Raw genomic sequence first — 13,253 nt, forward strand, 5'->3', positions numbered from 1 at the left:
TTTTAAAATTTCAGTTAGTTTTTACCATGTTTCAAATGCTTGTTTAAACAGTCTAAGTCAGAAAGTGTTGTACTTTTTTGTATGGTTTTATTCTTAAATAAGAAAATTTAAAAATAAAATGAGTTCAACAAGGTGTTTTTAAGGTCTCGCCTCTGCTAAAATCAACTAAAGTAGCCGATATTAAAAAGTAATTGGCCCATAAAAATCTACTAATAAGAAAATTTAGAGTTATGTCTGCAACGAATCAAGTTGCTGTCAGCACATGTTTAACATCCTGGGAGTTGTTTTCAAACATTAGCTCGGTGTTAACTATGTGTCTTTTAACGTGCGCTGAAGCAGAAAAATTAGCTGAGATACAACTGTCTGAACTTTTCGGCATAGCCGTCTTCTAAATTAAGCCCACCTTTAAGGTAGTTGTCAAAATTACCGAATTTTTCTCGGATTAATTTGAAGGCATACTGCAGGTACTCTGCTTTGACATTCAAGGAGACAGCTAACGCTTTTAGTTTTGTGTCAGATAATTTGGTCGCAAATTGCTGCAAAATTTGGGCATTTTCAGCTTTGCGGGCTTCATTAGTTTTCAAATAATCAGCGTAAATATCATCTGTTCCGACACCCGCAATTTTTAATAATAACGCAGCGGCAAATCCAGTGCGATCTTTACCTGCAAAGCAATGGAAGATGATCGGTTGTGGTGTGTGTAAAAGCTCATTTAAGAATTTGTGATATCCGTCTTGGGCTGAGTGGCTTAAGACGAGTTCTGAGTAAACTGAGAGCATGTAGTTTTCGATATCATCTGTGATAACCATATTTTTGAGGCTCGGATTGGCTTGGCCAGGTGAAGAGATGATACTGATATTTTCATAAGCAACGTTTTGCAAGGCAACATCTGGACGAGTTTCAATCTCCGCGGGGCGTCTGAAATCATAGATTTTTTTCAGATTTAAATCCTTTTCCAAAAAAGTTGCATCAGCACTGGTGAGGCTGCATAACTCGCCGCTGCGAAAGAAGACTCCTGTCTTGAGACGTCCTTGTGCAGCAGTGTAACCTCCGATATCTCTTAAGTTCGTGATGCTCGTTGTTTTATCGTACTCAACAGTCAAATAAATCACTCCTATATTGGGTTATGCTTCTGAAAAAATAAGTTGCTACAAACTTATCTTACACTAAATTTAGAAAAATCCCCTGAGAATTACATTTTTTTTACAAAAAGGCAGTTACATATGCTTTACATTGTTAAACTAATAATTAAAAATTGAATTAGCGCACATGTTAAACATTTTATTAGAATAATCCAAAAATTAGATAATTAATTAGAAATAAGATTAAGATATGAGGACGAAATCAAATGGAAGCGAACAGAAAAGTTTATGAAACTATTCTTCATTTACTTGAAGAAAAAGGTCCCTGTTTTACTACTGCTGAATTAGCCCAACGGCTTCGAATCAGTAAAAGGACCCTTTATAAAATGTTTCCAACGAAAGCAGAGATTATTGATAAAACTCTGGCTTTCTTCTTTCATGACCTTTTCAAAAGATGGCATGTTCCAAAGGAAACTAGGCAACTATCATCTTCACGCCTATTACAGATTCAGTTGAGCAAATTGCCTGAAAAGTACGATCTTGACAAAATTTTGAACTACTCACAGGAATTCGAGCGGCTGTATCCGGAGCAATGGCAAAAGTTGCAGCGTTTTGTTGATGAATTGGGAAAAATGGTCTTTGATTTCTTGGTTGAAAACCAAAATGTCAGGTTGCTAACAGTTTCTGAACAAAAGGTGTTATTACGTACCATTCAATTGCAAATTCGCCAGTTACTAGATGGAGCTTATCTTAAAGCTGAAGGACTAAGTTTCAAAGAAGCACTGCAGGCATTTTATCAATTAATCTTAAGAGGTATTTTATACTAGTGGATTGTTAAGGCTGTCAAAAAATAATTTTCCATCCCAGCTTAAGGTCACTGCTCGACTGGCTGGCGTATATCTAAGCCACTGTCTACGTAGGCATTCTTTGAAAAATGCACTGCCAAGTGTGCCAGCTAAGTGGAAGCGGCGTTCTGTCCAATCTAAGCAAGGTTTAAGCAAGGGACCTTTTGACGGCAACTTGTTAATATCGATCCCCAAATCTTTAAAGAAGAGTTGACCAGCGGGTGTTAATGCTAATTGCTCATGTTGGAAAGTAACAAAATTTTTTTGACAAAGACAATCTAAGAAATTGACACCTAATGCGCCAGCTAGATGTGAATAGCAACTTCTAGCAGCTTTGAGTTCTTTGAATGCTTGATTCTTTTTAAATGAGTTTATCTTTTTTCGGGGGCTGATATTTAAAAGGTTCTCCAAAAGGGCTGCAAGCTGTTCGCTGGCCAAGTGATAGTAAACAGATCTTCCCTGTTTATAAGAACTGACCCACTCTAAGGCCTGCATTCTTTTAAGATGATATGATGCGGTTTGATCAGTGATCTTGACAGCATGTGCTAATTCATGAACAGTCTGAAAACGTCCGCTCAATAAAAGGCTGAGCAATGCTACTCTGGATTCATCTGCGAGCAGTTTAGTCACGGCGGTTAAGTCTGGTAATTCTGGCATGGGATCCCTCCTTGTTATCTCGATAAACATCGAACTGTTTTTATAATACTCTTATTCTGGAGGTGAGAGTAATGTTTAAACAATTAACTAAAGACTCTTTTTATTATGGAGCCACAGTAGTTTTAATGACAACCAAGAATCCTAACACAGGGATTGATAATTTAACCCCTTTGAGTTCTACATGGACGCTGGATCAGACGATTGTTTTTGGAATTGGATTGCACAATCAAGGATACTTGAATTTGGCTAAAGGAACGAATTTAACCTTTAATATTGCCGACGGGGAGCATTGGCAGCAAGTCGAAAAAGTAGCGAAAACCACAGGGACCCACGAAATTCCGGGGTACAAAGAAAGGGCCGGCTACACCTATTGTGCTGATAAATTTGGTTTAGGCAACTTTACTAAGTTACCAGGAATAACTGGTGAGACTGTCAGAATTAAAGAATGTCCATTACAATTAGAAGCAACGGTTTTACAAATTACAAAGCGGGCAACTTTTGCGATTGTTGAATGTCAAATTAAAGCTATTTTTGTACTGGAAGACTTATTATACGATAGCACCCACATTGATGTCGAAAAATGGCATCCACTAATTTATAAGTTCAGAGAATATGCGACAACTAAGCACCAGCTGGGCAAAAATTTTCGTTTCGCCGAATTTTCACGTTAAAAAAGATGTGCAGATTTTTGAAAAGGTGATGAAGTAGCGCGTGCAAAGATTTAGCACTGAGCACACATAATGCAAAAGTAACAAAATAAAACAAAGCGGCTGAGTCCCAAACTAAAGTTTTGGATGCAGCCGCTTTGTTTTATTTTTGATATGCATTAAGTCTTAAGATCCGCTCATTTTGCAATTTGGTAGTCTAGCGGAGCTGGTCGGCACTTCTATCTTAACGTGTTCCAAAAACCTAGCGCCTTTTTACGCACTTCTTAACGTGTTCCACCCCGCAACCTCCTGTGCCTAAGCCTGTCTTACGCGTAACCAAGTTCAGGTTACTTTGTAATTCAGGACTTAGTCGACGGAGGCTAAACGCTGAGTGTCGGCACTTCTATCATAACGTGCTTCCAGCACCAGGCTTTTGCGCCTAAGCACAAATTGCGCATAGTCATAACCCGACTATTTTGCAATTTGGTGTTAGTGCTCAAAGTCTAGCGGAGCTGGTCGGCACTTCTTCATAACATGCTCCAAAAGGCAGCCCTTTATGCTTAGCTTAGGTAACAACGGTAACAAGTTCAGTTACCTCGTTACCTGTCGCTAATCTTCAAGGTCTCCCGCCTTTTTACGCACTTCTTAACGTGTTCCACCCCGCAACCTCCTGTGCCTAAACCTGTCTTACGCGTAACCAAGTTCAGGTTACTTTGTAATTCAGGACTTAGTCGACGGAGGCTAAACGCTGAGTGTCGGCACTTCTTCTTTAATAATCTTCTACAACCTGAACCTGATAATAACTGCTGCCACTTAGCAATTTAGAAACAGGGCAACGTTTTTTAGCCAACGCAACAAGCTTCGTGGCAGTCTTCAAAGGTACTCCTGGAATCCGGACGCGGGCCACAACTAAAAAGGCAAAATTTTCTTCTTTAATTAACGTCACAGTTACTCGGACCTCTGCAGTATGTGCCAGTCCGTGTTCACGTTCAATTGCCTGCAAGGTTGCATTCATGCAAGTACTTAAGGACAATCCTAGTAATTGCTCGGGGTTTGTTCCCGGTTTGTTATTAAGGGGGTTACTAACGGTTACTGTTAAGCCACCAGTTTTAATAAATGACTGACCGTTGAGACCATCTTGGTTAACGGCTTCAGTTGTGTACAAGATGTGTTTTTCCATTGTTTTTCCTCCTGTTTTTTAGGCCCAAAGTATAGAGAGCGTGAGCAAATCAAACGTTAGTTGAAGAATTTCCGACTAAACATTTTCCGCAGTTCTTCGATTAGAAATAATGGAATTGGGATAAGTAATAACATGCACCATTCTTGCCAACCGATTGCTCCAGTATTGAAAGCTTCTTGTAGAATCGGGGTATAGATCAGGATAGAGAGCAAGGCTACTTCAAAAATGATTCCAATGAGTATTTGATGATTACTGAATAGCCCAATTCGAAAAACTGATTCTTTTTGTGTTCGGCAATTCATAACTGCAGCGATCTGGCAAAAGACAATTGCGGCTAAGGTCATAGTTGTAGCCTCTTTATAGATAGGACCACTTGCTGCTAGTACTTGTTGTGGCCATCCAGCCTGAATATTAACAAAAAAGTAGGCAAGAGCCGAAACGGCACTGGCAACTAGCCCGTACCAACCAAAAGCTTTCCAGATGATTGAGCGGCGCAAGAGATGCGCATCGCGAGCACGTGGTGGTTGTTGCATAACATTTGGTTCGGCTCTTTCAGAACCAAGACCTAATGCAGGGAGCATGTCCGTTCCTAAATCGACAGTTAAGATTTGCATAACTGTGAGGGGAAGTGGGATTGCTCCGCGGCTGAATAGAAAGAGGAGCGACGGAACTGCTTCTGGAACATTTGAATTTAAGATGTACAGTAAGAACTTCTGAATATTACTATATACAGCTCTTCCTTCTTCAACAGCAGCCACAATTGAGGCAAAATTGTCATCAGTTAAAATGATATCGGCAGCATCCTTGGCAACATCTGTTCCCATTTTTCCCATTGCAACTCCGATATCAGCTTTTTTCAATGCAGGCGCATCGTTAACTCCATCTCCAGTCGCGGCTACTATCTCACCTTGGTCTTGCAACGTTGAAACGATCCGGTACTTTTGTTCAGGTGCCACGCGAGCAAAAATGATTTCACCACTGAGTGCGTGACTTAGTTCGTCAGTAGACATTTTTTCTAATTCCGCACCGGTAACTATTCTTGGTTCAGAAGCAGTAATGCCAATCTTTTGGGCGACGGATTTGGCAGTCAGTGGGCTGTCACCCGTGACCATAATAATCTTGATATGCGCTTGCCGGCACATTTCAACTGCTTTATAAGCCTCTGGGCGCGGCGGATCAGTCATGGCAGTTAATCCTAGAAAAGTTAATCCGCTCTCTGCTGCATCTAATGTTAATTCATTGAGATTTACTTGGTCTTGTGAGATTTCCTTATAAGCAAAGCCTAAGGAACGCAAGCCCTGCGCAGCAAAATCTTGGTTAGCAGTGTTAATCTTGCGTTTGTGTGTCTCATCTAAGGGGATCGCTTGTTCTTTGAACTGAAGATGTGTACATTTTGGTAGCAAATCACTCAATGCACCCTTGACTAAGACAAGATAAGTTTTATTTGTTGTTTGATGAACAGTGGTCATCCGTTTACGCCTGGAATCAAACGGAAATTCCTTTAAGCGTGGATATTTTTGCTGGAGCGTGTGCAACTTTATTCCAGCTTTGCCAACTAACGCGCATAAGGCACCCTCTGTCGGTGTCCCAATTAATTTGTTTTTGCTTTGATCTTGTTGATTAAGCTCTAGCTTGGTGTCATTATCAAGCGCGGCAGTTAACAGCAGTTTCTCAAGCTCGCTGGTTGTCGCGGAGGCAAGCGGCTGGTTATCCAGCATGATTTTTCCGTTAATTTGATAACCTTGTCCAGTTACTTGATAGTCATGGAGCGGGGTCCAGACATGTGTAATAGTCATTTGATTCTGTGTCAGAGTTCCGGTTTTATCGGAACAGATTACGGTAGTCTCTCCAAGGGTCTCAATACTATTCAATTCTTTGACGAGGGCATGCTTTTTGGCCATGCGTTTGACACCTTGTGCAAGTGAGAGCGTTACCGTGGGCAAGAGACCTTCTGGGATGAATGCTACAACCAGGCCAAGCGCAAAAATAAAAGCTTTAGCTGCGGTGTAATGAACGAAGAACAGTGCGGCGATGAAAAAAACAATCCCAATCGAAAATGCAATTAATGAAAGTTGTTTAGTTAGACGGTTTAATTCACGCTGCAGCGGACTGAGGGTCTTTTTTTGTTGGTGAGTCAAAGCAGCAATTTTACCAAATTCAGTCTGCATTCCAGTTGCAAGTACGAGCGCGGTCGCTTTACCGCTGACAGCAGCTGTTCCGGCATAAATCATATTGGTTTCTGCAAATTGACCTTCACCAGGTTCGTAAAGAACATCTTTGGACTCGGGAACTGACTCACCTGTCAGTGCAGATTCATCTACCTGGAAGGTAGTTGCAGAAAGTAAACGAGCATCAACGGGCACCGAGTCTCCAGCTTGAATAGAGAAGACATCTCCAGGGACAATTTCTGTCGCATTGAGCTGCTGTAATTGACCATCTCTGTAAACCTGCGTAAAGACTGGTAGCATGGCTAACATTGAATCTGTTGCTTTTTGGGCGGCATGCTGTTGGTAGTAGCTAAAACAGCCATTGATTAAATTAACACACCAAATGGCGATCCCCAGTTCAATAGTATTGGTCAAAATTGCGACCAATCCACTGATCCACAGTAAAATTGCCATCAGACTGGTAAAATTCTTCAGAAATTGCTTAAACTGTGATTGCTTTTTAGTACGTTGAATGGTATTAGGGCCAAAGCGCTGCAAACGAGCGGCTGCCTGTGCGCTGGTTAATCCATGTGGTTGCGTCTCAAATTTCTGATACAGTTGTGCAAGTTCTGCCTGCGCGTAATTTCGACTAGTTTTTCCGATCTTTTTCAACGAAATCACTTCTCCCATCTCAAACCTGACTACGTGCACTTTTTCACTTACATAAAAAAACTGGACAACGAAAAACGCTTAATTCACTTCTAAATTACTCCTATGCAGACGTTAATTCAAACTCGAATTAACAGTTATCGATTAAAAGATAGCGCTTACGATTGCTGCTATTAAAAAGCAGGGGATGACTTACACAACACCTGCTTTTTTAATTATCTTTACTGGAATGCTGGAAACTGTTCATTAAGTGCAGTTTCTAAAATAGCCCTCACATGCAGTTCAACGGTGTCATAAAGTGTCAACGATACATCTTTTTGACTAAGCATTAAAGGAAGTTCGGTACAACCAAGAATTAAACCCTCAAGCTGATACTTATTCTGCATAGCATTGATAATGGTCAGCACTTTTTGCTTGCTGGTTGGAGTGACAACGCCAAGTTCAAGCTCATTAGTGATAATTTTATGGATAAGTTCAATTTGTTCGGAATTTGGGGTGATTACTCGGATATCAGCGGATGCCATTTTCTGAGCATAAAAGTCTGTTTCCATCGTAATCTTGGTTCCAAGCAAGCCAACAGTGTGCTGGCGCTTGGAAGTAATAGCCCTTTGTACTGGGTCAAGAATGCTGAGTAGCGGAAGGCTAGCACATTTTTTTAATTCAGGAAAAACAAGGTGTGGTGTATTAGCGGTTAATACCGCAAAATCGGCGCCTGCGTTTTTTAGATTGGTGATACTTGCGGCCAATTGAGCAGTTAATTCAGCTTTGCGTCCATTTTCTTCAAGGTTAAGCAGGGAAAAAACATCTAAACTATCAATGACAATGGGCGGACAGGCATGCGGCATTTTTCTCTGAAAGCCGGCAATGATCTTCTGATAATAATCGACAGTTGAGACTGGTCCCATACCTCCAACCAAACCAATTTTATACATATGCAGCGGTCCTTTCTCCATTAGTTATGTTGTTAGTATACAACAATTAAGACTTACTGCTTAATTGTTGTTTTTTAGGTAGTTTAGGTTAATATAAGAAACTGAAAATTCAATGTTAGATGTGAAGCATCCTTTTGTTTTAATACTATAATTTCTGATTTAAGTATCATATAATACCCTTTTAATTGACTGTAAAAGTTAAAAAATATATAATTTCCTTGTTAATCTACTACAAACATGTTTGCTGGGCCGCTTACCTGAATTAATAGTGGATATTATAATAAACTCAAAAAGGGGAAAAGAAATGAATAGGAACAAATTGTTTCAGAAGTTATACTCTGTGATAATGGCAGTGATCTTGTTAGCACAGTTATTGACACCAATTGCTCAAATAGATGCCAATGACCAAGTTTCCACGAATGCTGACACGGTTAAATTAATTGATGCAAAACAGGATGATAATCAACAAGGAACATTAGCACTGAAGATACATACTAAGAATACAGGATCCACCACAACGCAAGCAAAAGTGAAAGCTACTTCGAATGAAGGGCTGGTATTAAAAAATACTGACAAGGAAACCACGCTTACAGACACAAATAATAAGGAAGTTGGCCAATATACTGTCAAAGATAATCAGCTGGACGTGACAGTTAACGCGGGGGTTGATAGTGATGCCATCCTTAAACTGGCCTTTCAGTCTAGTACAAGTAATACGAGCGGCACACTTAAATTTACTTTGAATAGTCAAAGTATTACCTCAGAAACGCTGCAGACTGCGAATAGCTCTGCTAGCACATCAAGTTCGAGTTCTTCCAGTTCTGCTCAGACATCTTCATCGTCTGCAGCATTAACTAGTTCTGCTTCTTCAAAGACTTCTTCGGTTATAAAAAGCAGTTCAAGTAGCTCAAGCCAATCTGCTGCAAGTAGTCAAGCCACAGCATCATCTGCAGCTAAAGAGAGCTCAACTGCAGCCAATAAAACAACTAAGACCTTAGCGGCTGCAACAACAGGTAACGATCTTTCAAAATACCTTCCAGATTCTTCCAACGGGACAATTATAGACTCTGCTGAGATTGAATTTACCGATCAAAACGGTAAAACAGTTGATTCTAGTGCTGTTACAGCGGATACCAATATTAAATTGGATTATAAGTGGACAATTCCAAATACTTTAAAAGATAATTATAAACTAAAAGCCGGAGACTACTTTAGTTTTAATTTACCTGCTGGGATACAATATAAACCTGGTACAGGGAAATTGGGTGATTATGGAACATATACTATTTCTTCTGATGGAAAAGTGACCTTTACTTTTAACCAAGAGGTTGAAAGCCATGACAGCATCTCTGGAACCTTTAATTACACTTCTACCATAAGTAGCTCCACTACAACTGGAGAACAGGTAATCACAATTCCAACCAAAGACGGCCCGCACGAAACGCAGATTGTTGTGAACCCGACAGGCGGAAACGATATTGCTAAGGCCGGGAAACTGACAGGAGAAACTAATTCTAAAAACCCAACTGGAATTACTTGGGATGTCACTGTTAATACAAATGGGAAGGAACTTGATAACGCCACAGTTACAGATCCAATGCCTACAAGTACTAATGGAGATGTACCAACCACTTTAAAGAGCACTGCTGTTTATCCGTTAACAGTTGATTTAAAGGGTAATGTGACAGCTACTGGGGCTCCTTTAACTGCAGGAACTGACTATACTGTCGATAAAAACGGAAAAGTGACTTTTATCGGCAAATACGCTAAAACACACCAAGCATTTAAGATTGAATACACAAGTGAGATTGATGCCAGCAAGTTACCGGATGACGGCGGCAGTGTTAATTTTACTAATATTGCGACATTAACTAATAATGGGAAAGATTCAACTGGTAAGGCGAGCGTGACAGCTAATTATGGCAAACTCTTAAATAAGACATATGATGGTCAAGACAACAACGGTAGTCAAAAGTATAATTGGCACATTGAGTATAATTATGGCGAAAAGAAGCTGCCGGCCAATACTTCGCTGACAGATACATTGTCAGCAGGGCAAGCGTTCAGTGGCGATCCTACATTGAAATATGAAGACGGCACTCAAGTAGATGCATCCTTGTATAAAGTTAGTTATAATTCTGATAAATCAAAGATGACAATTACCTTTACAAACGGGTTAGACAAAGGTGTTAAAATCGCGTATCAGTCGCAGGTGACAGACCCAATTGATAAAAATCAAACAATTAGTAACTCTGTTTCTGGAGGAGACAAGACAGCTGATTCTGGTAATCAGACTGTCGGACAACAGGGATTGACCAAAAGCCGAGGAAATGTTGATTATAATGCCAAGACTGTACAATGGAATTTTGACATCAACATGGCGCGTCAGGAGATGTCAAACTGGTCGCTGACAGATCCAGTTCCTGAAGGTTTGACGGTTGACTATGATTCATTTGTACTACGTAATAAAGACACTAATACAACTTATAAAGCTGGCACAGATTACCTGATTACTAAGGATGGTAACGGATTTAAAATTGAATTCTTAGGTAACTTGAAAACAAGTGCTAAAGATTGGTATACATTATCATACAAAACCAGTTTTGAGACTAATAAGTTACCAAGTAACGGTAAATGGACCAATACTGCCACAGCTACTTGGAAAGATAAAGATGGAAAAGATCATACCAACAATGGCAGTGCGGATTTTGGACCGCAGACTAATTTTAAAAATGATGGTAGTAAGTCTGGTAGTTACAATGCTGTCAACAAACACATTACTTGGACTGTAGTGGGTAACTACAATCAACGAACGCTAAAGAATGCTTCAATCACTGATCCCATCAAAGGTGATCAAGACTATGTTGATGGTAGTGCTAAATTATATGAAGCAACTATCAATGCAAGCGGTTCTTACACAAAGGGCAATGAAGTAACTAATGCTACGATCAACTATAATAAAGATTCTAAGACAATCACAGCTGCTTTACCTGAGGGCAGTACTAAAGCATATGTATTGGTTTACGAAACTAGTTTGGCGGGCAAAGTAATTGATCAAAAAACTTATAATAATACCGCCACCTATACTAATGATTCTAAGTCTAGCAATTTAAATGCAAGTGTCGCAGTCCCGAATAGTGGTAGTTTAGCAACTAAGAGCGGACAACAAGATCCAACTGACTCTGCATATGCTATTTGGAATATTATGGTCAACAAGGCTCAATCGCAACTTAAGGATGTGGTTGTTGATGATACTCCCTCTGAGAATCAGATTGTTGATGAAAAATCAGTTGTGATTTATCCAACTAAGGTAGATGCAAAGGGTAATTATACTGAGGATACTGCTAACCCGCTTCAGCTTAATAAAGATTATAAAGTCGATTTGACAACGGATGCTTTGACTGGCAAGCAGGAATTGAAAATAAGCTTCTTAAATGAAATTACGTCCGCTTATTCAGTTCATTATCGTTCACTGATTAACTCTGGGCTGGCAAACGATACACTCAGTAATTCAGTTACAGTTGCTGGTAATGGTGAAAAAGAGACTAGTCAGACAACAACTTCCCAGACACAGATTGTTAATAATGGCGGGTCTGCAACTGGTAAGAATACTAATTTAGTAATTAATAAGACTGATGCAGATAATAAAAAAGCTTTGGCAGGAGCTGGGTTTGAACTTTACGCTGATAATAGTGGTAAAAAGGGGCAGTTGCTCCGTAGTGGTACCACAGGAACTGACGGTAAATTAGGTTGGAATAACTTGAAGTCTGGTAAGTACATCCTGGTTGAAACGAGTGCTCCCGATGGTTATGTGATTTCTTCAGATTTAGCTGAAGGTAAGGAAATTACGATTAGTTATGCTAACGCAGACGCTAACAGCAACGTAACTATTAATGAAAAAAATACACAAGGCAAAGTCACTATTCAGAAAACTGATAGTGATACTACGAAACCACTTTCTGGTGCAACCTTTGATCTTTATAAGAAAGATGGTTCCTTAGTAAAAGGTGGTTTGACATCTAATGATAAGGGAGAAGTTACCTATTCGGGATTAGACGCCGGTGATTACTATATAGTCGAGAAAACTGCGCCAGCTGGCTACGATTTAGATCAAACACAGCATAAATTTACGGTCAACGCTGATAATATTCAACAGACTGTTAAAGCCTATAATGCAGAAAAAACAGGTGCTGTTGTTTTGACCAAAACAGATGGTGATACTAATAAATCGTTGCCGGGTGCAACTTTTGATTTGTATAAAGTAGATGGGACAAAAGTAGCTAGTGATTTGAAGACCGATAGCAACGGGCAGATCTCTTATGCTGGATTAAAGCCTGGTGATTATTACTTCACTGAAACAGCAGCCCCAGCTGGTTATGATTTTAATAAGGACACGCATTACGGGTTTACCGTTGAGTTGCAAACGACTGCTAAAGTTGCAAAGGTAGCTGCGGTAAACAGTGAAAAGACTGGTTCAGTGGTCTTAACCAAAACAGATGGTGATACCGGTAAAGTATTATCAGGCGCGATCTTTAGTCTCTACGATAGTAACGACAAGTTGATTAAAACAGGCTTAACGACTGGTAAAGATGGGCAGGTTAAAGTCGATAATTTGAAGCCAGGTAACTATTATTTTAAGGAAACCAAGGCTCCAACTGGGTATGAATTAAATGATGCTAAGCTCAGCTTTACAGTTGAGTTACAGATCACAACTAAGGTTGCGACGGTTTCAGCTGCTAACGTTAAGCAGACGGGTGCAGTTGTCTTAACCAAAACAGATAGTGATACAGGAAAGACATTGTCTGGCGCAGTCTTTGATCTCTACAAAAAAGATGGTACAAAAATTGCCAGTGGCTTAACCACCGATGCAGCTGGACAGATCAAAGTTGCTGAGCTGAAACCAGGGGACTACTACTTTAAAGAAACAAGTGCTCCTGCAGGATATGAGTTAAACGATGCCAAATTGAACTTCACAGTTGAACTACAAACAACAGTTAAGGTCGCCACAGTTTCGGCAACGAATGCCGAAAAGACAGGCTCAGTGGTCTTAACCAAAACAGATAGTGATACAGGAAAGACATTGTCTGGTGCGGT

At 40.0% G+C, this 13,253-nt stretch carries 8 protein-coding genes; 3 read left to right on the plus strand and 5 right to left on the minus strand.

The annotated features are described in order from the left end of the window. Window positions 1-344 precede the first annotated feature (344 nt). Window positions 345-1,103, minus strand: a complete 759-nt coding sequence (locus FD50_RS06655; RefSeq protein WP_056960895.1) for a tyrosine-protein phosphatase — start codon at window positions 1,101-1,103, stop codon at window positions 345-347. 245 nt (window positions 1,104-1,348) lie between these two features. Between FD50_RS06655 and FD50_RS06660 the strand changes: the two genes are divergently transcribed. Then, the gene (locus tag FD50_RS06660; protein ID WP_054757979.1) at window positions 1,349-1,909 is read left to right on the plus strand and encodes a TetR/AcrR family transcriptional regulator; all 561 of its coding nucleotides are present in this window, start codon (window positions 1,349-1,351) and stop codon (window positions 1,907-1,909) included. Here FD50_RS06660 and FD50_RS06665 read toward each other — a convergent pair. After that, window positions 1,901-2,584, minus strand: a complete 684-nt coding sequence (locus tag FD50_RS06665) for an ArsR/SmtB family transcription factor (protein WP_056960896.1) — start codon at window positions 2,582-2,584, stop codon at window positions 1,901-1,903. The two genes, FD50_RS06660 and FD50_RS06665, sit on opposite strands and share 9 nt — an antisense overlap. Before the next feature lie 71 nt (window positions 2,585-2,655). Between FD50_RS06665 and FD50_RS06670 the strand changes: the two genes are divergently transcribed. Then, window positions 2,656-3,255 (plus strand): flavin reductase family protein, encoded by a 600-nt coding sequence (locus FD50_RS06670; RefSeq protein ID WP_056960897.1) that lies wholly within the window; start codon window positions 2,656-2,658, stop codon window positions 3,253-3,255. A gap of 745 nt (window positions 3,256-4,000) precedes the next feature. Here the strand turns inward: FD50_RS06670 and FD50_RS06675 are convergent. The 3 genes from FD50_RS06675 to FD50_RS06685 form a co-directional block, all read right to left on the minus strand. Further along, window positions 4,001-4,411, minus strand: coding sequence for an OsmC family protein (locus FD50_RS06675; protein WP_054757981.1), 411 nt, complete (start codon window positions 4,409-4,411; stop codon window positions 4,001-4,003). A 56-nt stretch (window positions 4,412-4,467) separates the two neighbouring features. After that, window positions 4,468-7,230: a cation-translocating P-type ATPase gene (locus FD50_RS06680; protein ID WP_390633195.1), complete on the minus strand. Its 2,763-nt coding sequence runs from the start codon at window positions 7,228-7,230 to the stop codon at window positions 4,468-4,470. 218 nt (window positions 7,231-7,448) lie between these two features. Continuing rightward, complete coding sequence (locus FD50_RS06685; protein ID WP_054757983.1) at window positions 7,449-8,159, minus strand: aspartate/glutamate racemase family protein; 711 nt, start codon at window positions 8,157-8,159, stop codon at window positions 7,449-7,451. Between the two features lie 304 nt (window positions 8,160-8,463). Here FD50_RS06685 and FD50_RS06690 point away from each other — a divergent pair. After that, window positions 8,464-13,253: SpaA isopeptide-forming pilin-related protein (locus FD50_RS06690; RefSeq protein ID WP_056960899.1), on the plus strand; the 4,790-nt coding region annotated here is incomplete at its 3' end.

The sequence above is a fragment of the Liquorilactobacillus satsumensis DSM 16230 = JCM 12392 genome, assembly GCF_001435195.1.
Taxonomy (GTDB): Bacteria; Bacillota; Bacilli; order Lactobacillales; family Lactobacillaceae; genus Liquorilactobacillus; species Liquorilactobacillus satsumensis.